Here is an 18,949-nt window from a genome sequence, read left to right as displayed (position 1 = left end):
GGGTCAGACCTTTTCGATACGGAGCGCGACCGGGTCGCCTGACACCACATCGGTTGTGCGCAACCCGTCCAGCGCGTGGTCCAGTGTTGTGCGGGTGGTTTTGTGAGTCACGATCAGAACCGGGGCTGTAGTTTCGGAATGCGCATACTGGCGCATCCGGTCGATGGACACGCCGGCATCGCCGAGAATGGCGGCGACCTTGGCCAGTGCGCCGGGTTTGTCCAGCAAGGCAAGGCGCAGATAATAGGGGGCGGGCAGGCCAGTACGGGCCGGTCTCGCTTCTTGCAGAGACGCAGCAGGGCGTCCGAATGTCGGGACATGAAGGCCACGCGCCAGATCGCAAACATCGCCCATCACGGCGCTGGCGGTTGGGCCTTCGCCGGCGCCAGGGCCGCGCAAGACAACCTGCTCGACCGCGTCGCCTTCGATCACGACCATATTGGTGCCGCCTTCGAGCTGACCCAGCGGCGAGTCGCTGGGCACCAGACACGGCTGCATGCGCTGTTCGAGACCGCGCGGCGTCCGCTGCGCCACTCCCAGCAACTTGATGCGGTATCCCATGTCGCTGGCCTGATGGATGTCGTCCAGACTGATCTGCTGGATGCCTTCAATCTCGATCCCGTCAAAATTCGGTTTTGTGCCAAACGCAATCGATGACAACAGGGCCAGCTTATGTGCAGCGTCGATGCCGCCCACATCGAGGTTGGGATCCGCCTCGAGATACCCAAGCTGGGCGCATTCTTCGAACAGGGCGTTATAGCCCAGCTGTTGCGATTGCATACGGGTCAGGATGTAGTTGCAGGTGCCGTTCATGACGCCCATCACACGGGTGATATCGTTTCCGGCCAGACCTTCGGTCAGAGACTTGATCACCGGGATACCACCGGCGACCGCCGCCTCAAAGCGAATGACACGGCCGGCTGCTTCGGCTTGTTCCGCCAGCTCCTGACCATGGATCGCGAGCAACGCCTTGTTGGCGGTGACCACATCCTTGCCAGTGGCCAGCGCAGCTTCGACTGACGCTTTTGCCGGGCCGTTTTCGCCACCCATCAGTTCCACAAAGACGTCGATGTCGTTCCGCTGCGCCAAAGCCACAGGGTCGGTTTCCCAGGCATAGTCCGACAGGCTGACACCACGGTCTTTGTCCGCATTCAGCGCCGAAACCGCCGTGATCACGACCGGGCGCCCTGTGCGGGCCTGCAGCAGGTCTGCATGACGACGGACAATCTTTACCACGCCCACTCCAACAGTGCCCAAGCCTGCAATTCCCAGCCGCAACGCCTGTGTCATCCCGTGGGGTCCTTTCCGCTCGACCTGCTTGATTTTGGACGTTTTGTCCGATCAGCGCTGCCTTAGCCGGTTCAGGCCGAGGGTGCAATCCGTCAAGGGCCCGCAAAGGGTCAAAGGCGCAAGCGCTCAGTTGGTTTGCGCGGTTTGCAGCGCACGGGCTTTGGCCGCCAGTGCTTCGCTGCGTGCGGTCAACTCGTCCTCAACCTCCGTAGCCTCATTGACCGGGTCTAAAGGCGGCCCGAGCGTGTCCTGCAGCGGGATAAGCCGTGGATAGGGCGCGGCCTTGACCGAGGGCGGTTCGCTGCCGTCCAGTTCCGGGACGTCGGCGCATCCGGCGCAAATCAAGATCAATACCGATACGGCCAGAGGTTTCATCGCGAACCTTTTAAGCGTCAATTGCACCACCGTGATGCACCTTTTGCGACTCCGGTTCAAGCAGGGTTCTATTTGAACAACTGTTCATATACGGTGGGTTCATGGCAAGAACACAGGGTTCACATTCGGATATCACAGGGCCGCGCATTCGTAAGGCCGCGCTGCGGTTGTTTGCGCAGCAAGGTTATGCGGCGGTGTCGATGCGACAGATCGCGAGCGAGGTGGGTGTGCAGGCTGGAGCGCTGTACAATTATACACCCGACAAGCAAAGCCTGTTGTACCGCTTGATGCGCGACCATATGCAGGAACTTCTGGAAACATATCGTTCGCTCGAGACCAGCACAGACGCCGAAGAAGACCTGCGCCGTTTTGTTGGATTTCACATCCGGTTCCATCTCCAGCGTCCGGACGAGGTGTTCATTGCCTATATGGAATTGCGGAACCTGACGCCCGAAAACTTCACCGAGATCGAAAATCTGCGGCGCAGGTACGAGGACTCGCTCGAATCCATATTGAGTGATGGGCAGAAGGCGGGTCTGTTTTCGATCACGGATACCAAGATTGCGACGCTGGCAGTCATCGCCATGCTGAACGGCGTAATGACCTGGTACAGGGCAGGGGGGCGGTTGTCGCTGGACGAGGTCGAGCAGATCTACTGGGAGATGGTGCGCGGCGCAGTGACAGCCTGACCCGATCCGGGCCCGGCCGCAGTGTCGTCAATGCGCGGGACGAATGAACGTGCCGTTGCGCAGGTCCCGGAAGGCTTGTTCCAACTCTGATCGGGTGTTCATCACAATCGGGCCGTGCCAGGCCACAGGCTCATCAATCGGCGCGCCTGAGATCAGCAGGAACCTGACGCCTTCGGGACCGGCCTGCACGGTGATTTCATCGCCTGTTCCAAAGCGAACAAGCGTGCGATTACCTGACATGTCCCGAATGTTAACTTCTTGCCCAGCCACTTCTTTCTCAAGCAACACGCCGGTGGGTGCAGAGGCATCGGCAAAGGCCGCCGCGCCCTGAAACACATAGGCAAAGGCGCGGCGGTACGTGTCAACACGAAAGGTCTTTTTCACGCCCGGTGGAACGTGAATATCCAGATATTGCGGGTCCGCCGCGATCCCATCGACCGGGCCGGTTTGGCCCCAGAACTCACCAACGATGACACGCACAGATGTCCCATCGTCATCGACGACTTCAGGAATATCCTTGCCTTGCACATCCTGGTAGCGCGGGGCCGTCATTTTCTGATCCGAAGGCAGATTGCCCCACAGCTGGAACCCGTGCATCTGGCCTAATGTGTTGCCGTGCGGCATTTCCTGATGCAAAATCCCGGACCCGGCCGTCATCCACTGAACGTCCCCGGCCCCCAACGTGCCACTATTGCCGAGCGAATCCGAATGCTCGACGGTCCCGGCCAGAACATACGTTATGGTTTCGATTCCGCGGTGGGGATGCCACGGAAACCCGGCCTGATAGTCCTGCGGGTGCTCGTTCCTGAAATCGTCAAACAGGAGAAACGGGTCGAGTTCGGACGGATCCTGAAACCCGAATGCGCGGTGAAGCTTGACGCCAGCCCCTTCCATCGTGGGCATGGCTTTGCGCGTTTCAAGCGTGGGTCTTAGGGACATGATGGCCTCCTGAAATCTTGGACCGCATGTAAGCCTTGCATGTACACAGTCAATTTGCGCAGAAACACCTTCACTGTGCAGATTTGATCATGATCTGTCGCTCTGTTGTTCGCAGGGAAAAGCCGTTAAGGGAGACCAAAGCAGACAGGAGGCATGTATGCAGGATGAAGTGCTCGCGACGGTTCAGGCGTCGTCGCCCCGTCGATGGGCTGGGGTGGGGATGTTGTCCATCGTCGGAGCGCTGGTGATCTATGTCGCCCTTGCATCTCCGCCCGAGCCGGTCTGGCAAGTGTTCCTGTTTGTCGTCGGCGGAGCGTCGTTCTGGCTGGCCTACCGCATGTGGCACGCGACAATGGACCGGATCGAACTCACGCGCCTGGAATTGCGCACGGGGTCGGGGCGCGTGATCGCGCGCGTTGAAGACGTTGAGGCGGTTGACCGGGGCGCGTTTGCATTCAAACCATCAAATGGTTTCCTGGTCCGGACAGGTACCAAGGGTGTGAATACTTGGGAGCCGGGGCTCTGGTGGCGCTTGGGCCATCGCATCGGTGTCGGAGGCATGACAGCCGCCGCCGAAACCAAGTTTATGTCCGAGATGCTGTCCGCGATGCTGGCGGATAGGGACGGGGTCTAGCAATCATCCGTCGCTTTGATGTTGGTGTAGCCGCGCGGTTGAGTGAAAATAAATTTGTCAATTGCAAACTGATGGTCACCAAAACCGATTTTAAAAGGGCGTGTGTACAGGTCTTTGGTCTCTACGAGGATCATCCTGGCGTTGTCCGCCATGACCGGAAGCCGATCGGCTAAGTCCAGAACGGTTTCGTTGTTCAGTTTTTCGAAGCTTTCACCGCGCACGCAAGACCACAACCGGTAGTGGCGCTCATCATCTTCATCCCAACGGACAAACGAAATGCGCATCGAGACGGCTGAGCGGTCCGCAATCATGAATTGCTGCAACTCATACATCGATGTGATGTACTGTGCGTTCACGTCACTTTTCTCTCGCGATAGAATGTCAGCAATGGCAAAGGCCGCTTTTAGATTGCGCGCACCCTGACGGTAACCATCGAAGTAGGTATACGCGGTCCACATTGACCAAAACAGCAGCGGAAAGACAATAATGGCCTCAATACTGACAACGCCTTCTTGTTTGTGAAAGAAGCGAGCGAAGAAACCCAAAATAGATCGGCGCAGTATTTGATTAAGCTGGCTCATGGACAAACACCGTTGTTGCGTGCAGTTCGTACTGACCATCCGGGTCGCGCTGTGCCAACTTTCCCAAGGTGGTTCCGTTGAACAACGGCTTAATCTCGACACAAGCGCGAATGACCATCAATTCATTTGCAGCTCCTGGCGAAAACATCTGATCCTTCTTCCCGCGAACATCTTCCGGCGTATCGACACAGAAAGGGTTTACAAACTCTCCCGACAGCATGGGGTTACCCTTAAAAGGATCGATCGACGTCATCTCGAGCGCCAGGTTTTCGAAGCAGTCTGGGATCGCGCCGGCTTTGTCGCAAACGATTTCTTTTAGCAAGGTGTGTGTCCACCCCTCCTCCGGATTAACTGTATACTTTGAGATGTGATTCATCCGGACATCCTGGATCGTTTCATCCAAGGCGCGCTCCAAATTCGCATGGTTGTACGCGACGATTCCAAGTTCAACACCAGAGTAAGTCGTCATAATAAAGATCGGGAACCACATGACGAACTCAATGGTTGCCATGCCTTCTTCGTCGCGCCGAAACAGGCGCAGTCTCCTGAACAAACGTCTGATCATTGTGTCAGCCTCAGGTTACGGATGCTCGATCCAATTGAAGCGAATACATCCGGAAGGTTTGTTGGCGTGGCTTCATAGTAGGCACCGTCATCACTCTGGCACTTCTTCAGAATGCTCTTGCCAGCTGAGGGGGCCTCCAAAGCGATTGTGAAGATCACAACATTGTCTTCTTCCTTGGCTTTGGCGCACATGGCTTCTACACGGGGGTCTTTTTGAGAGCGGCTACTTGTGGAAACCGCTGCATTGTACCAATCCGTTCCATAGTCCCAACCATAAGCGCTTCGCAGCATGTCGCGGATTTCGCGTCGCGTCGTTCTTTCCCACAATTGAGGCCAAGTCAGTGATATGGCTGTGCCATTCTCGACAATATCTTCGTACGTGTCGTAATCGACATCGTAGCATGCACCGTAGTAGGACGAATAGGAGCGACACCGATACTGGCGGTAGTTGCCGTTTCCATAAGCATGTCCTTGGCGCGAGCCGCGGACCCAGTACCAACCCTCATCATAGTCGTAGACAGCTGTTGGAATCTCCGGCCAAATAAAGTTGTTGTTGTCGACATCGAAGTACGAGTAAATCTTCTCGTCGTCGTTCCACCAAACATTTGCCTGCCCCGAACGATAGGGTTCGTTTACCCAGTATTGTGTTGTGTTAGACCCGTCCGTCATCAGGACCATGACTTTCATTGTGTCACCCGTCGCGACACTGGCGGGACGGGTTGCAAATTCGGCAGGAACATCACCATTTGCCGCTAGCTTGGCGATAACCGGCCGGAAACTATCGTCCAGAAGGGTCAGCCCCCACTTCACGCCAAGATCGATTGACGTGTTCCCGGCTGCGCTGAAGTCTGCAATTTTTTGCTTGAGAACGTCTGCATCCTTTTGAAGGACCATGATCTCACGGTTGGGCGAATTCTCGCAAACCTCGCTATATACAATCAGACCGTCCGGTCTCCGGTCATAGGTACCCCATGGCGTGAAGTGCATTGTGCGCTCGCGGATCATGTCAAGATCAAACGCCGATGTTGAAAATTCAGGGCTGGTGAAATTGATGCAATTTGCATGGTCGTTTGTCCCAAATGTGGACAATTCGTTCATTAGATAATCCGGCAGCGAAACCTGCGTCGCGTAGGGAACGATCGAGATCGACAGTTTGCCGTCTTCGGTTTTGTCGACCATTTCCTGCACGAAGTCTTGAGCGGCAAGTTTCAGCGTGGTCAGGCGATTGTTGTTATTCATTGATCCCGACACGTCAAGGACTAGGGAGATTTCAACATTGCCAATCGCTTCTTCAGCGACACTAACCACCGAGGTGGTGATGTGGTCGACGTTCCACCACTGCATGAAGTGCATTTTGACGTCCATTTGCGCGCTAGCTTCAACGCGTCGATACCCATTTACCGTCACCGCTTGAGAACCGCAGAGATCTGGCGTGACAATCGGATCCCCCACCAGGTACTTTTTGAGGCCCTCTTTCTCCAGGTAGCTTTCAATCACAACCTTTGGGCAAAGGTCCTGTTCAAGGTCGGCGGCCGCCAAAACGGCCCGGTCAAGGGAATACTGCAATCTCGCCCGCTCATGGTCGAAACGCATGATGTCGACGGCAAAACCTGCTGTGGCGAACACAACCATGATCAGACCCAAAGCCAAAAGAGTCATCAAGCCATCTTCGGATTTCACGAAGGATTCCGACGCGGGTCGGGTGGTGTCTGCCCGCTTCGACTTTGTTAATATCGACTTCCAAACAAAATTGTTCATAACGAGTCCCTCTACTGGTCAGACACACTGAATCCAGTTGTTCGCAGCTTTAATAATTTAGATGCGGATCGTGGCGAGATTTGGGCACCATCGCCACTATGATGCTATTATTGAATGAAAATTGGCCGCAGTTTTGCGAACTTTGACCCCTTTGTTTCATCATGCAAAACAATATCGGGGTTGCGTGTGGTTCAGCGACTCACCTCGTTTACCATTGGTCGCTTGTACATGAAATGCCTGAAAAAAGTGCATTAGGAGATTGCAGGGATCGGTCAGCGGTGCGACAAAACGTCATGACATTCGTCAAATACCGACACGGAGGAATTCATGACCGGCATCAAAGAACCCAGCTTTCGCGAGAGTGTTGATCTGATGTTCAATAGGGCGGCATCTCTGATGGATCTGCCGCCGGGGCTGGAGCAGAAGATCCGGGTCTGTAACGCAACCTACACCGTGCGGTTTGGTGTCCGGCTGCGGGGCGAAATCCATACATTCACGGGCTATCGTTCGGTTCATTCCGAGCATATGGAGCCTGTGAAAGGTGGTATTCGCTATGCTTTGGCGGTGAACCAGGACGAGGTTGAAGCGCTGGCGGCGCTGATGACCTACAAATGTGCGCTGGTCGAAACCCCGTTTGGCGGGTCAAAGGGCGGCCTGTGCATCGACCCCCGCAAATACGAAGAATATGAAATGGAACAGATCACCCGGCGCTTCGCCTATGAGTTGGCCAAGCGCGATCTGATCAACCCGTCGCAAAACGTCCCGGCCCCCGATATGGGCACGGGCGAGCGTGAGATGGCCTGGATGGCGGATCAGTACGCGCGGATGAACACGACCGATATCAACGCGCGGGCTTGCGTCACCGGCAAGCCGCTGAACGCGGGTGGGATCGCGGGCCGCGTCGAGGCGACGGGTCGTGGCATCCAATACGCCCTGCGCGAATTCTTCCGCAATCCGGAAGACGTTCAAAAGGCTGGGTTGTCGGGCAAACTGGATGGCAAGCGTGTTGTGGTGCAGGGTCTTGGCAACGTGGGATACCATGCCGCGAAGTTCCTTAGCGAAGAAGATGGGTCGATCATTGTCGGCATCATTGAGTGGGATGGTGCGCTCTACAATCCAGAAGGCATCGATGTCGAAGCGGTCCGCAATTGGATCGTCAAACATGGGGGCGTCAGTGACTATCCCGACGCCACGCATTCTGCCGAAGGTGGGGCGGTTCTTGAGGCGGATTGCGACATTCTTGTTCCGGCCGCTTTGGAAGGCGTCATCAACCTGGAAAACGCTGAGCGTATAAAAGCGCCGCTGATCATCGAGGCCGCAAACGGCCCGGTAACGGCGGGCGCGGACGAAGTCCTGCGCAAGAAGGGGACGGTGATCATTCCGGATATGTACGCCAACGCCGGCGGTGTGACCGTGTCCTACTTCGAATGGGTCAAGAATCTTAGCCACATTCGCTTTGGCCGCATGCAGCGCCGTCAGGAAGAGGCGCGGCATGAATTGATCGTCAGTGAATTGGAGCGCCTGGACCGCTATCTGGGTGACGCTTGGACAATGTCGCCGGATTTCAAATCCAAATACCTCAAAGGTGCGGGTGAACTTGAACTGGTGCGTTCCGGTCTCGATGACACAATGCGTATCGCCTATCAGTCCATGCGCGAGGTCTGGCACAGTCGCAACGATGTCGAGGACCTGCGAACGGCAGCCTATATCGTGGCCATTGACCGGGTTTCGAAAAGCTACCGCGCGAAAGGCCTCTGAGGACTGTGCGATAAGGCAATCCGGCTTGGCCGGGTTGCCGACAGGAAATAGCATCACGACCACCCGCAAATGGGAAAAGGGAGATGGCAGGCTTTGCCGCGCCCGGTTAAGCTGTGACCAAGAAACGAATCCGGGAGATCTCTATGTTGCGTATTGCTATCGCCGTTGCTGCGCTGGCCACCCCTCTGGCTGCTGCCGAATCCAAAGAGCAGAGTTGTCAGTATCAGGCCGATGTCGTGGCGGCGATCCAGAAGGCCCGTCTGGACAAAGTCAAAGAGCGGGACGTGCCTCAAGCCGTTGCGGAGAGCAGCCCGGCCTGGCCCGAGAATTACAATGCGGCGGTCCCCCTGATCACGCCCTGGGTCTACGAGCAAAAGATGCGCGACGTTCGCAACAAAGACCTGGGCGCGGCCTGGTTGGAGCTGTGTTTGCAGCAGTAATCCACAGCCCTTCGATTTCACTGTGGACAACCGCGCGTCAGACCCTTGGCGTGCGCCCCGGATTCTGCCAAGTTTGACGCATGTCTTTGCCCCCTGGATTTTTGGATGAGTTGCGGACCCGGCTGAGCCTGTCTCAGGTGGTCGGACGCAAGGTTGTTTGGGATCCGCGCAAGTCCAATCAGGGTAAGGGGGACATGTGGGCACCGTGCCCGTTCCATCAAGAAAAGACGGCATCCTTCCACGTGGATGACCGCAAGGGCTTTTATTATTGCTTTGGGTGCCACGCCAAAGGCGACGCGATCAGCTTTGTCAAAGAGACCGAGAATGTCTCGTTCATCGAAGCGGTTGAGATTCTGGCGCGCGAGGCCGGGATGTCCATGCCGGCCCGTGATCCAAAAGCGCAGCAGAAACAGGATCGCCGATCCCAGCTGGCTGACGTGATGGAACAGGCGGTGCAGTTCTTCCGCCTGCAGCTGAAAACCGGCGCAGGCAACGCGGCGCGGGACTATTTGACCCGCCGGGGCCTCGACGCAGACGCGCTGGATCGATGGGAAATTGGCTTTGCGCCCGATGGCTGGCAGGGTCTGTGGGATCACCTGCGTGGAAAGGGTATTGCCGAGGACCTGATCCTGGATGCAGGGCTGGCCAAGCCGTCAAACAAGGGCAAGAAACCTTATGACACGTTCCGTAACCGGATCATGTACCCGATCCGAGATGCGCGTGGGCGATGTATCGCCTTTGGCGGTCGCGCGATGGACCCGAACGACAATGCGAAATACCTGAATTCGCCCGAGACCGAACTGTTCGACAAGGGGCGCAACCTTTACAACCATGGACCCGCCCGGCAGGCGGCGGGCAAAGGTCAGCCTTTGATCGTGGCCGAAGGGTATATGGACGTGATTGCGCTGGCCGAGGCTGGTTTTGGGGCCTCCGTTGCTCCGCTGGGCACCGCGATTACCGAACACCAGTTGAACTTGCTCTGGCACATCTCAAACGAGCCGATCATCGCCCTGGATGGTGATACGGCGGGTCTGCGCGCGGCACTGCGGGCGGTTGATCTGGCGCTGCCACTGCTGGAGGCGGGGAAGTCGCTGCGCTTTGCTCTGATGCCCGATGGCAAAGACCCTGATGACCTGCTGCGCGCCGAGGGGCCCGGGGCGGTGCAGGCCGTGCTGGAGGGCGCAATCCCGATGGTCAAACTGCTTTGGCAAAGGGAAACCGAAGGCAAAGTGTTCGACAGCCCCGAACGGAAAGCGGCGCTGGACAAATCGCTGCGGGAAAAAATCAAGCTGATCCGGGATCCGTCAATCCGCTCGCATTACGGGCAAGAGATCAAGGACCTGCGTTGGCAATTGTTTCGGCCGCTGCGTGCCTCGCAGACCCAGCAGTGGCAACCGCGCGGCAAGTGGCAGCAACCGAAACAGCCCGCCACGCCCGGCGCACGGGCGTCATTTTTGGCGTCCTCGGAGAACGCCGAAATTCAGTTGCGCGAAGCTGCCATACTGGCCATCGCCATTCTCAACCCCGAGGTTGTCGTCCAGTTCGAACATCAATTGGAAGATATGGAGTGTCACCATCCCGATCATGCGGCCCTGCGGCAGGCTGTCTTGCGCCATGCGATTGAGGACCCGGACCACCTGAAAGAGCATATCGTTGCAACTTTGGGCCCTGACGCCCTTGAAAAGCTGCTGGGCCTTCGCCATGTGGCAGTGATCCCCTGTGTGTTCAAACCGGGCGACGTTGAAAAGGCCGAGATGACGCTGGCCGAGGAACTCGCAAAAATCAAAGCGCTCCGGGGGTTGGATGCTGAGATTGCCGAAGCTGCAGAGGAATTGTCCGATCTGGCTGACGAGGCGTTGACGTTCCGGCTGGCTCAGGCCGCCGAAGAGCGCAATCGCACGAGTCGCAGCCAGAACGAGGACAAGGCCGTATTCGACATCGCGGATAACGGTGCGCGAATCAGTCGCGACGAGAAAGATGCGTTTGAAGCAATCATGTCCGGCATCAAATACGAGCGAAAACAGCGTTAAAGTGGTGTTTTCGTAAGGCACTTGAAAAGAAAAACGGGTAAATGGGTGGCCGAATCACTTTCACGCGCTAATGATTCGCCCCTAACGAATCACCCATCCCTGCAGGAGCATTGAATGGCCGCCAAGGATACGAACGAAGACCGCAAATCCGACGAGCAGGAACAGGAAATCTCGCTGGACATGAGCCAGGCCCAGGTCAAGAAGATGATCGCAGAGGCCCGCGAGAGAGGCTACATCACCTACGATCAGCTCAATCAGGTCCTGCCGCCTGATCAGGTCAGCTCGGAACAGATCGAGGACGTGATGTCGATGCTGTCCGAGATGGGCATCAACATCATCGAAGATGAAGAGGCTGAGGAGGAAGAGCAGAAAGGCTCGACCGAACTGGTCACCACCGAAAGCAACCGCGAAGTTGCGCTGGCCGGTGCCGCGACCGAAAAGCTGGATCGCACCGATGACCCGGTGCGGATGTATCTGCGCGAGATGGGCAGTGTCGAACTGCTGAGCCGCGAAGGCGAGATCGCCATCGCCAAGCGGATCGAAGCGGGCCGGAACACCATGATCGCCGGGCTGTGCGAAAGTCCGCTGACCTTCCAAGCCATCACCATCTGGCATGATGAATTGCTGTCCGAGGACATCCTGCTGCGCGACGTCATTGATCTGGAAACCACCTTTGGGAACCAGATGGGCGAGGATGGTGACGTTGAAGAACCGGTCGTCGACACATCGGCCGTTCAAGCCGCAAAGCCCGCCAAGGACGAAGGGCCGGAACTGGATGCTGATGGCAACCCGATTGTCAGCGACGATGATGACGACGAAGACGAACAGGCCAACATGTCACTGGCCGCGATGGAAGCGGCACTGAAAGATCAGGTTCTGACCACGCTGGAACGCATTTCAACCGACTTTTCGCAACTGTCGGAAATGCAGGACAGCCGGATTTCCGCAACGCTGAACGAAGACGGTTCGTTCAGCAAAAAGGACGAAGAGACCTATCAGAAGCTGCGGGCTGAAATCGTCGAGCTTGTGAACGGTCTGCACCTCCACAATAACCGGATCGAGGCTCTGATCGATCAGTTGTACGGCATCAATCGCCGGATCATGTCGCTGGACAGCGCCATGGTGAAGCTGGCAGATCAGGCCCGCATCAACCGTCGCGAATTCATCGACGCGTATCGCGGGCGCGAACTGGACCCGAACTGGCTGACCGAGATGGCGGAAAAGCCGGGCCGGGGCTGGCAGATGTTCATCGAACGCTCGACCGACAAGGTTGAGGAATTGCGCAACGACATGGCCCAGGTCGGCCAGTATGTCGGTCTGGATATCAGCGAATTCCGCCGCATCGTGCAGCAGGTGCAGAAGGGTGAAAAAGAAGCCCGTCAGGCCAAGAAGGAAATGGTCGAAGCCAACCTGCGTCTGGTGATCTCGATTGCCAAAAAGTACACGAACCGCGGCTTGCAATTCCTTGATCTTATTCAGGAAGGGAACATCGGCCTGATGAAGGCGGTGGACAAGTTCGAATACCGCCGGGGCTATAAGTTCTCGACCTATGCGACCTGGTGGATTCGTCAGGCGATCACGCGGTCCATTGCGGACCAGGCGCGGACGATCCGTATTCCGGTACATATGATCGAGACGATCAACAAGCTGGTCCGGACCGGCCGTCAGATGCTGCACGAAATCGGCCGCGAACCGACGCCGGAAGAACTGGCTGAGAAGTTGCAGATGCCGCTTGAGAAAGTGCGCAAGGTGATGAAAATCGCCAAAGAGCCGATCTCGCTGGAAACGCCGATTGGCGACGAGGAAGACAGCCAACTGGGCGATTTCATCGAGGATAAGAATGCCGTGCTGCCATTGGACAGCGCCATTCAGGAAAACCTCAAGGAAACCACCACACGGGTTCTGGCTTCGCTCACCCCGCGTGAGGAACGGGTGCTGCGGATGCGCTTTGGCATCGGGATGAATACCGACCACACGTTGGAAGAGGTCGGACAGCAGTTCAGCGTGACCCGCGAACGTATTCGTCAGATCGAGGCGAAAGCGCTGCGCAAACTGAAACATCCCAGCAGATCGCGCAAACTGCGATCCTTCTTGGATCAATAAGGATCAAGGCGCCTCAGACCGAGGCGCCTTTTTTGCACCACTGGACGACCAGTACTGACAACCTGCAAGGTAGATCAGTCCGACATCGGATAGCCGCTCAATGCGCCGTGACCCCGTATGTCGCATTGCCGTTTTACCACCCGCGTGACACCATCGCGGCACCCTTTGGTAACTTGCGTGGGAATGATGCCAGGTTGTGCAGACTCAAATCTGTTCGACAATCGGAATCTGATTGTTTTTGACGGCGAATGTGTCCTGTGCTCGGGCTTTTTCAGGTTCATGCTGAAACATGACCGGAACAGGCTTTTTCAGTTTGCAACAGCGCAGTCCCCTCTGGGCCAACGGCTGTATCGAGAGTTTGGGCTGCCGACAGATGACTTTGTCACCAACCTGGTGATCGTGAATGGCACCGTCTTTCAGCGATTGGATGCGTTTGCTGCTGCCATGCGCAGTCTGCCCGGGCTGTGGTCGGTGTTGGCGCTCTGCCGTTTCTTTCCTGCGTTCCTCAAAGACCCGTTGTATCGTGCGATTGCCAGCAACCGATATGCCATCTTCGGACGTGCCGAACTGTGTCATGTGCCTGATGAGACCACGCGGTCACGATTTGCCCCAGAGGGATATTGAGTGACGCCCGACCCCTTTTTGCAGGCCTTGCCGTCGCAGATCCGCTTGCCCGATCCGGTGAGAACGTTGCACAGTTCGGAAGGCGTCTATATCGGGCGGTGTCGGATCCAACGCGGCAAAGGGTGGCTGGTCGCAATGGTGTTGCGCATCGTGCGGTTTCCTCCGAGTGGCGAGGATGTACACGTGCGCCTCACAATTCAACGCACTGGATCGCGCTGGTCATGGGAACGCAATTTCGGAGGCCACATAACACAGTCTACATTGACCTTTGATGGCAAAACCGGATGCGTCCGGGAGCAGCTCGGTCCGTTTGCTGTACAGTTACAACCAGTCTCAAACGGTCGAGGATTGATGATTGAAATCAAACGTCTGAGCGTTCTTGGTATTCCAATCCCGGCCTTTCTGTTGCCGCGATCCGCGACGACTGAGTGGGAGGACGAGCATGGCCGGTTTCGGTTTGATGTCTCGGCAAGCGCGCCCGGTCTGGGCCTGTTGATCCGATATCAAGGTTGGCTCACGCCCGATCACGCTGCGTCTGCCCGTGCCTGAAATGATTGTGATGCGATCTGTGCCTGCGGCATCAAAGGTCTAAGATAAACTGGACATTCAAATAAGGAAGATGTTGACGATGAAACAGATGATGATCACCGCCACACTCGCCGCATTTGCGTTGGGTATTCCTGCCACTGCCGAGGCCGCTCCGAACGGATACCGGACCGAACCGATCAACGGCACAGATTTTGAAGTCATCCCCAGAGCTGATCAATTCACCGAAGGGTACTGGTGCGCGGCAGCAGACTTTGCGCGTCGCAAGCTGGGCGCTGGCTGGCAACAACCGATCTATGTATTGCGCGGCTACGGACCCAGCGTCACGACCGGTCGCCGGACGGCGGTTCAGTTTTCGATCAAACAGCCAACAGGTGTAACGCCGCAGCAATCCAGTATTGTCACATCCAGCTTTGTCCCTGGCTCCAGCATGTCGGTGTCAGCGGCCAATGCCCGGTGTAACTACAGACCGTTTTTTAACAACTGAATGAAAACCGAGACAAGGTGAATGCAAACTGAGTTCACGATCCAGACCCGAGGAGCAGGGCTGTACGAGTTCACAACAGACGTGAAACTCTGGTTGGGTGACACGGCGGCGGATGGCGTTCTAACGCTGTTCGTTCGCCACACCTCCTGTTCGCTGTTGATACAGGAGAATGCCGATCCTGAGGTCCGGACCGACCTGCAGGCCTTTTTCGACAGGCTGGTGCCGCCCTCTGATCACCCGTCCATGGCATATCTGCGTCACACCTACGAAGGACCGGACGATATGCCCGCCCATATCAAGGCTGCGCTGATGCCGGTATCCCTGTCGATACCGGTGTCCAGGGGCCAGCCTGTCTTGGGCACATGGCAGGGTGTCTATCTGGTGGAACACCGCAGCGCACCACATACACGCCGTGTCGCGGCGCATCTGGGGTGACCCTTCATTTAGCGGTTCAAAATTCCGACTACCCAAACTCTAGCGGCTGTCCTATAGTTGTGGATAAGTAAGCCGCAGCGCTTACAAATGAGGCCGAACTAGGGACGAGGAGACGGCGGATGCGCTGCCCGTTTTGCGGAAATATCGACACTCAGGTCAAGGATTCAAGGCCGGCGGAAGATCACGTCGCGATCCGCAGGCGGCGATTCTGTCCCGCTTGCGGCGGGCGGTTCACCACCTATGAACGCGTTCAGTTGCGCGATCTGGTCGTCATCAAGAGCAACGGGAAACGGGAAGATTTCGACCGCGACAAGCTGGAACGCTCGATCCGTATTTCGATGCAGAAACGCCCGATAGACCCGGATCGGATCGACCAGATGATTTCCGGAATCGTGCGCCGGCTGGAAAGCATGGGCGATACCGATATCCCGTCGAGTAAAATTGGTGAGATCGTTATGGAAGCTCTGGCGCGGATTGATACCGTGGCCTATGTTCGCTTTGCGAGTGTGTACAAGAATTTCCAGGCGGCCGATGATTTCGAGGAGTTTGTCCACGAGTTGCGCCCGCCGCAGCCTTCGACGGACGAGTGACCGACACAGATAAGCGATACATGGCGCTGGCCTTGTCTTTGGGGCAGCGCGGACAAGGCGTGTGCTGGCCCAACCCGTCGGTTGGGTGTGTCATCGTGCGGGATGACCGGATCATCGGTCGTGGGTGGACCCAACCCGGTGGACGCCCACACGCTGAAACCGAAGCGCTGAAACAAGCCGGGCCAGATGCCCGTGGTGCGACAGCCTACGTCTCACTGGAACCTTGTTCCCATCATGGCAAGACACCCCCCTGCGCCGAGGCTTTGATCGCGGCCGGCGTGGCGCGCGTGGTCTCTGCTATCGAAGACAGTGACCCGCGGGTGGCGGGGCAGGGCTTTGAGATGTTACGCGCGGCAGGGATCGACGTTGTGACGGGTGTTCTGGCTGAACAGGCGGAATACGACCTGGCGGGTTTCTTGTTGAAAACCGAACAGGGCCGGCCTTTTGTGACCTTGAAACTGGCCAGCAGTTTCGACGGCCGGATTGCAACAGCAAGCGGACATAGCCAGTGGATTACAGGTCCCGGGGCGCGTCGGGCCGTTCACGCGATGCGCGCGCGCCATGACGCGGTGATGATTGGCGCAGGTACCGCCCGGGCAGATGACCCGTCGCTGACCGTGCGCGATCTGGGAATTTCGCATCAGCCGGTGCGGGTCGTGGTTTCGCGCCACATGGATTTGCCCCTGATGGGGCGACTGGCGCGTACGGCGGCTGAAACGCCGGTCTGGCTGTGTCACGGGCCGTCCCCGGATGCAGAGAGGGCCCGCGCCTGGGAAGGACTGGGGGCGCGGCTGATCCAATGCGCCGTACAGGAACATCACATCGATGCAGCGGATCTGTTGCAACAGTTGGGACAAGCCGGTCTGACGCGGGTGTTCTGCGAAGGCGGCGCCGCACTGGCTGCATCGCTGTTGGCCGAGGATCTGGTGGATGAGCTTGCCGGGTTCACAGCAGGTCTCACGATCGGGGCCGAAGGGTTGTCCGCCGTCGGAGCGCTGGGTTTGGAGAGCCTGGACGCCGCTCCCCGGTTCGAGTTGATCGAAACGCGGGCGGTCGAGGATGACATCCTGCACCGATGGCGACGCGCGACAGGCTAAAGCCGGTCTTATCGCCAAAAATGCGCATGTGTCGCCAGCGCACCCTGAAGCTTTGACAGAATCCGGTTCAGCGGGCCTGATCGTCCGGTCTCTCCAGCGGCCAACCGCTCGACCGCCACTTCGACGGGGCAGGGAAGCCCGGTCACAGGGTCAATGTACCGGGGATAGTCAATCAAGGATGCATGTACCAGCCCCGCCAAAGATGGCCGGGCGCCGCGCCGCGCCGGAACCGTGCCGAGATCCTTTGTCAGACCCCACCCGGCATAGAATGGAGCCCCCAATGTCGTGACTGTAACATCTCGCAACAGGGCCTCGAATCCCAGCAGCGAGGTCATGGTCCACACCTCGTTTACCTGCGACAGCAGAGCGGCGGGATCTGCATCCGTGACGATGACATCCGCTAAACCTTGGGCCTCAATCCGGCCTTCGCGCAGGCCGGCTTCGACATCGGGATGAGGTTTGTAGATCACAACGGCATCCGGGTTTGCCGCACGGGCCGCACGCAACAGATCCAGGTTCGTGCGAACGGTGCTGGTGCCCAAAAGGATCGAAGCGTCGTCTTCGACTTGCCCCGGCACCAGAATGCGGTACCCATCGGGGAGGGGCGGGCAGGCTTGCCCAGTATTGTACTTGCTTACACCTTCTGAAAGCAGTTCGGAGATCAGGCGCTCGGCGCGGCGGTCCTGATCGGGGCGCAACGTCTCGCGCAGTGTGATCAGTTCTTCCAACCGGCTGGGATGTGTCGGATCGTAGTAAATGCCCAGATCATCGGTCACGAGCGACAACGGAGGCACAAGGTTGGCCCCCAACCCGCGAGACCGCAAAAACCCGTCTTCCACCCGGATCACGTCACTGGTATCGCGCGCCTGACTGGCCCACACCATATGTGGTCGGTTTGAAACAGGCGGGGTCGTCGTCGTGAACTCAACCTTTCGATGCTGACCAAACATCTGTTGCAGGTGCTTTCGTTTCCAAAGGCGCATCCCAGACGCCGTCCACCCGTTGCGATCCTCTCGCCAGGTGCGTGTCTGCGCCTCTAGCGTGTCCATAATCGTTTCCAGATCGCATAGCCGATCCCGATACGGGTCGTACCAGGTCGGATACAGCATCATTGCGGCCGCAAACAGCTGTGCTCGGGTCAGGCTGCGGCGTCGGCGCGGGACTGGGTGTTCATCCTGTGTCAGCCCCCAGCCGGCGTAAAATGGTTGGCCAAAGATGCGCGGTTTGTGTCCGGCCAATATCGCCTCGAACCCCAGTTGCGACGACAGCGTGTAGACCGCGATTGCCCCATCCAGTAGTGGCCATGGGCTGATCGGGTTCCGCAGAATCGAGACCCTTTCTGACACATCCTGATCCGAGAAGTGACCCATGCGGTGACCGGCCAGTGTTTCCGGGTGGGTCTTGATTAGAACCCGCGCGCCGGGGTTTTCCTCTTGTGCCATGACCAGCATCTCGCGGAACCGTGCAAGATCCCCCGCGCTGGCCGTCACAGCGGCATCGCCCTGTGTCTGGTCGATCACAAGCGCATAACCGGGGTCTGGCGGCGCGACATCCGGATCAAAGGCCGAGTATTTGCTCAGATGCAGGTCCTTCATCCGTTCAATTGCGCCGCGCGCCCGGTTCAAGAGCGCCGTGTCATCCAGCGGGTGAGTGGACAGGAGATTTTCCAGGTCTGACGGCGTTTTCGGGTCGAAATGCAAGCCGGACCGATCCAGCAACAGGCCGAGCGGTCCCTCGCCACTGCGTCCGGGATGCAAAGACCTCAGAAGGGCGTCTTCGACCCGAAGGATGGGAGTATCTCGTTTGTCCGCGACATGCCGCCCGCGATGCGATGTGGGGCTGTTGCCCCAGACGCCCACATAGTCCCCTTGCTGCGGAAGGCCTAGCCGGATGTCATAACCGACCAGCGACAGGATACGGCGGATGCGGCGATTGGTCAGAAACCCGCCATTGTAAACGAACAGCCTTGCGCGCTCAGCTTCGGCCACGGTGTCCGGGCCATGACCCAC

General features: G+C 57.7%; 19 protein-coding genes. 12 read left to right on the top strand and 7 right to left on the bottom strand.

The features are described 5' to 3' along the window. Positions 1 to 3: 3 nt before the first annotated feature. Together ACR3ES_RS15985 and ACR3ES_RS15980 are read right to left on the bottom strand one after the other, a co-directional pair. On the bottom strand, positions 4 to 1,290 hold the full coding sequence (locus tag ACR3ES_RS15985) for a homoserine dehydrogenase (protein ID WP_170435522.1): 1,287 nt from the start codon (positions 1,288 to 1,290) through the stop codon (positions 4 to 6). Between the two features lie 126 nt (positions 1,291 to 1,416). Beyond that, the gene (locus ACR3ES_RS15980) at positions 1,417 to 1,686 is read right to left on the bottom strand and encodes a hypothetical protein (protein WP_480423858.1); all 270 of its coding nucleotides are present in this window, start codon (positions 1,684 to 1,686) and stop codon (positions 1,417 to 1,419) included. 80 nt (positions 1,687 to 1,766) lie between these two features. Here ACR3ES_RS15980 and ACR3ES_RS15975 point away from each other — a divergent pair, with 80 nt between their 5' ends. Next, entirely contained in the window at positions 1,767 to 2,354 is a 588-nt protein-coding gene (locus ACR3ES_RS15975) for a TetR/AcrR family transcriptional regulator (protein WP_170435526.1), read from the top strand. A gap of 27 nt (positions 2,355 to 2,381) precedes the next feature. Here the strand turns inward: ACR3ES_RS15975 and ACR3ES_RS15970 are convergent, their stop codons facing one another. Continuing rightward, positions 2,382 to 3,293, bottom strand: a complete 912-nt coding sequence (locus tag ACR3ES_RS15970) for a pirin family protein (RefSeq protein ID WP_170435529.1) — start codon at positions 3,291 to 3,293, stop codon at positions 2,382 to 2,384. Positions 3,294 to 3,450: 157 nt separating this feature from the next. Here ACR3ES_RS15970 and ACR3ES_RS15965 point away from each other — a divergent pair, with 157 nt between their 5' ends. After that, on the top strand, positions 3,451 to 3,927 hold the full coding sequence (locus tag ACR3ES_RS15965) for a hypothetical protein (protein ID WP_170435531.1): 477 nt from the start codon (positions 3,451 to 3,453) through the stop codon (positions 3,925 to 3,927). Here ACR3ES_RS15965 and ACR3ES_RS15960 read toward each other — a convergent pair. The 3 genes from ACR3ES_RS15960 to ACR3ES_RS15950 are packed head-to-tail and all read right to left on the bottom strand — an operon-like array spanning position 3,924 to position 6,830. Beyond that, the gene (locus ACR3ES_RS15960) at positions 3,924 to 4,508 is read right to left on the bottom strand and encodes a hypothetical protein (RefSeq protein ID WP_170435533.1); all 585 of its coding nucleotides are present in this window, start codon (positions 4,506 to 4,508) and stop codon (positions 3,924 to 3,926) included. The genes ACR3ES_RS15965 and ACR3ES_RS15960 overlap by 4 nt on opposite strands. Continuing rightward, positions 4,495 to 5,073 (bottom strand): TadE family protein, encoded by a 579-nt coding sequence (locus ACR3ES_RS15955; RefSeq protein WP_170435535.1) that lies wholly within the window; start codon positions 5,071 to 5,073, stop codon positions 4,495 to 4,497. Before ACR3ES_RS15955 ends, ACR3ES_RS15960 begins: the two co-directional genes overlap by 14 nt. Continuing rightward, the gene (locus tag ACR3ES_RS15950; protein ID WP_170435537.1) at positions 5,070 to 6,830 is read right to left on the bottom strand and encodes a pilus assembly protein TadG-related protein; all 1,761 of its coding nucleotides are present in this window, start codon (positions 6,828 to 6,830) and stop codon (positions 5,070 to 5,072) included. The genes ACR3ES_RS15955 and ACR3ES_RS15950 overlap by 4 nt, the downstream gene beginning before the upstream one ends. Before the next feature lie 327 nt (positions 6,831 to 7,157). Here ACR3ES_RS15950 and ACR3ES_RS15945 point away from each other — a divergent pair, with 327 nt between their 5' ends. The 10 genes from ACR3ES_RS15945 to ribD all read left to right on the top strand — a co-directional run bounded on the left by ACR3ES_RS15945 (position 7,158) and on the right by ribD (position 16,940). Beyond that, entirely contained in the window at positions 7,158 to 8,588 is a 1,431-nt protein-coding gene (locus ACR3ES_RS15945) for a Glu/Leu/Phe/Val family dehydrogenase (RefSeq protein ID WP_170435539.1), read from the top strand. A 143-nt stretch (positions 8,589 to 8,731) separates the two neighbouring features. Then, positions 8,732 to 9,028 (top strand): hypothetical protein, encoded by a 297-nt coding sequence (locus tag ACR3ES_RS15940; RefSeq protein WP_170435541.1) that lies wholly within the window; start codon positions 8,732 to 8,734, stop codon positions 9,026 to 9,028. An 80-nt stretch (positions 9,029 to 9,108) separates the two neighbouring features. Further along, entirely contained in the window at positions 9,109 to 11,058 is a 1,950-nt protein-coding gene (gene dnaG, locus ACR3ES_RS15935; protein WP_170435543.1) for a DNA primase, read from the top strand. Positions 11,059 to 11,172: 114 nt separating this feature from the next. Beyond that, positions 11,173 to 13,161, top strand: coding sequence for an RNA polymerase sigma factor RpoD (rpoD, locus tag ACR3ES_RS15930; RefSeq protein WP_170435545.1), 1,989 nt, complete (start codon positions 11,173 to 11,175; stop codon positions 13,159 to 13,161). 183 nt (positions 13,162 to 13,344) lie between these two features. After that, a complete protein-coding gene (locus ACR3ES_RS15925) occupies positions 13,345 to 13,785 on the top strand; it encodes a thiol-disulfide oxidoreductase DCC family protein (protein ID WP_480425504.1) in 441 nt (146 codons plus the stop codon). After that, positions 13,786 to 14,334, top strand: a complete 549-nt coding sequence (locus ACR3ES_RS15920) for a DUF4166 domain-containing protein (protein ID WP_170435549.1) — start codon at positions 13,786 to 13,788, stop codon at positions 14,332 to 14,334. Between the two features lie 79 nt (positions 14,335 to 14,413). Continuing rightward, on the top strand, positions 14,414 to 14,818 hold the full coding sequence (locus ACR3ES_RS15915; RefSeq protein ID WP_170435551.1) for a hypothetical protein: 405 nt from the start codon (positions 14,414 to 14,416) through the stop codon (positions 14,816 to 14,818). Between the two features lie 21 nt (positions 14,819 to 14,839). Further along, positions 14,840 to 15,253 (top strand): secondary thiamine-phosphate synthase enzyme YjbQ, encoded by a 414-nt coding sequence (locus ACR3ES_RS15910; protein WP_170435553.1) that lies wholly within the window; start codon positions 14,840 to 14,842, stop codon positions 15,251 to 15,253. Positions 15,254 to 15,372: 119 nt separating this feature from the next. Further along, complete coding sequence (gene nrdR, locus ACR3ES_RS15905; RefSeq protein WP_170435555.1) at positions 15,373 to 15,843, top strand: transcriptional regulator NrdR; 471 nt, start codon at positions 15,373 to 15,375, stop codon at positions 15,841 to 15,843. Then, positions 15,840 to 16,940: a bifunctional diaminohydroxyphosphoribosylaminopyrimidine deaminase/5-amino-6-(5-phosphoribosylamino)uracil reductase RibD gene (ribD, locus tag ACR3ES_RS15900; protein WP_480423855.1), complete on the top strand. Its 1,101-nt coding sequence runs from the start codon at positions 15,840 to 15,842 to the stop codon at positions 16,938 to 16,940. The genes nrdR and ribD overlap by 4 nt, the downstream gene beginning before the upstream one ends. Positions 16,941 to 16,948: 8 nt before the next feature. Here ribD and ACR3ES_RS15895 read toward each other — a convergent pair whose 3' ends face one another. After that, positions 16,949 to 18,949: a capsular polysaccharide biosynthesis protein gene (locus ACR3ES_RS15895; protein ID WP_170435557.1), complete on the bottom strand. Its 2,001-nt coding sequence runs from the start codon at positions 18,947 to 18,949 to the stop codon at positions 16,949 to 16,951.

Source organism: Ruegeria sp. B1 (genome assembly GCF_056535885.1).
The sequence above is the reverse complement of the archived record's forward strand: the minus strand, read 5'-3'. Positions and strand labels throughout refer to the sequence as shown.

Excerpts from the sequence above, each read along its gene's own strand:
- ACR3ES_RS15925 (WP_480425504.1), top strand. The coding sequence starts at position 13,345 with ATGATGCCAGGTTGTGCAGACTCAAATCTGTTCGACAATCGGAATCTG.
- ACR3ES_RS15945 (WP_170435539.1), top strand. The coding sequence starts at position 7,158 with ATGACCGGCATCAAAGAACCCAGCTTTCGCGAGAGTGTTGATCTGATG.
- nrdR (WP_170435555.1), top strand. The coding sequence starts at position 15,373 with ATGCGCTGCCCGTTTTGCGGAAATATCGACACTCAGGTCAAGGATTCA.
- ACR3ES_RS15960 (WP_170435533.1), bottom strand. The coding sequence starts at position 4,508 with ATGAGCCAGCTTAATCAAATACTGCGCCGATCTATTTTGGGTTTCTTC.
- ACR3ES_RS15950 (WP_170435537.1), bottom strand. The coding sequence starts at position 6,830 with ATGAACAATTTTGTTTGGAAGTCGATATTAACAAAGTCGAAGCGGGCA.
- ACR3ES_RS15940 (WP_170435541.1), top strand. The coding sequence starts at position 8,732 with ATGTTGCGTATTGCTATCGCCGTTGCTGCGCTGGCCACCCCTCTGGCT.
- ACR3ES_RS15970 (WP_170435529.1), bottom strand. The coding sequence starts at position 3,293 with ATGTCCCTAAGACCCACGCTTGAAACGCGCAAAGCCATGCCCACGATG.
- ACR3ES_RS15955 (WP_170435535.1), bottom strand. The coding sequence starts at position 5,073 with ATGATCAGACGTTTGTTCAGGAGACTGCGCCTGTTTCGGCGCGACGAA.
- ACR3ES_RS15965 (WP_170435531.1), top strand. The coding sequence starts at position 3,451 with ATGCAGGATGAAGTGCTCGCGACGGTTCAGGCGTCGTCGCCCCGTCGA.
- ACR3ES_RS15915 (WP_170435551.1), top strand. The coding sequence starts at position 14,414 with ATGAAACAGATGATGATCACCGCCACACTCGCCGCATTTGCGTTGGGT.
- ACR3ES_RS15985 (WP_170435522.1), bottom strand. The coding sequence starts at position 1,290 with ATGACACAGGCGTTGCGGCTGGGAATTGCAGGCTTGGGCACTGTTGGA.
- rpoD (WP_170435545.1), top strand. The coding sequence starts at position 11,173 with ATGGCCGCCAAGGATACGAACGAAGACCGCAAATCCGACGAGCAGGAA.
- ACR3ES_RS15975 (WP_170435526.1), top strand. The coding sequence starts at position 1,767 with ATGGCAAGAACACAGGGTTCACATTCGGATATCACAGGGCCGCGCATT.
- ACR3ES_RS15910 (WP_170435553.1), top strand. The coding sequence starts at position 14,840 with ATGCAAACTGAGTTCACGATCCAGACCCGAGGAGCAGGGCTGTACGAG.
- dnaG (WP_170435543.1), top strand. The coding sequence starts at position 9,109 with ATGTCTTTGCCCCCTGGATTTTTGGATGAGTTGCGGACCCGGCTGAGC.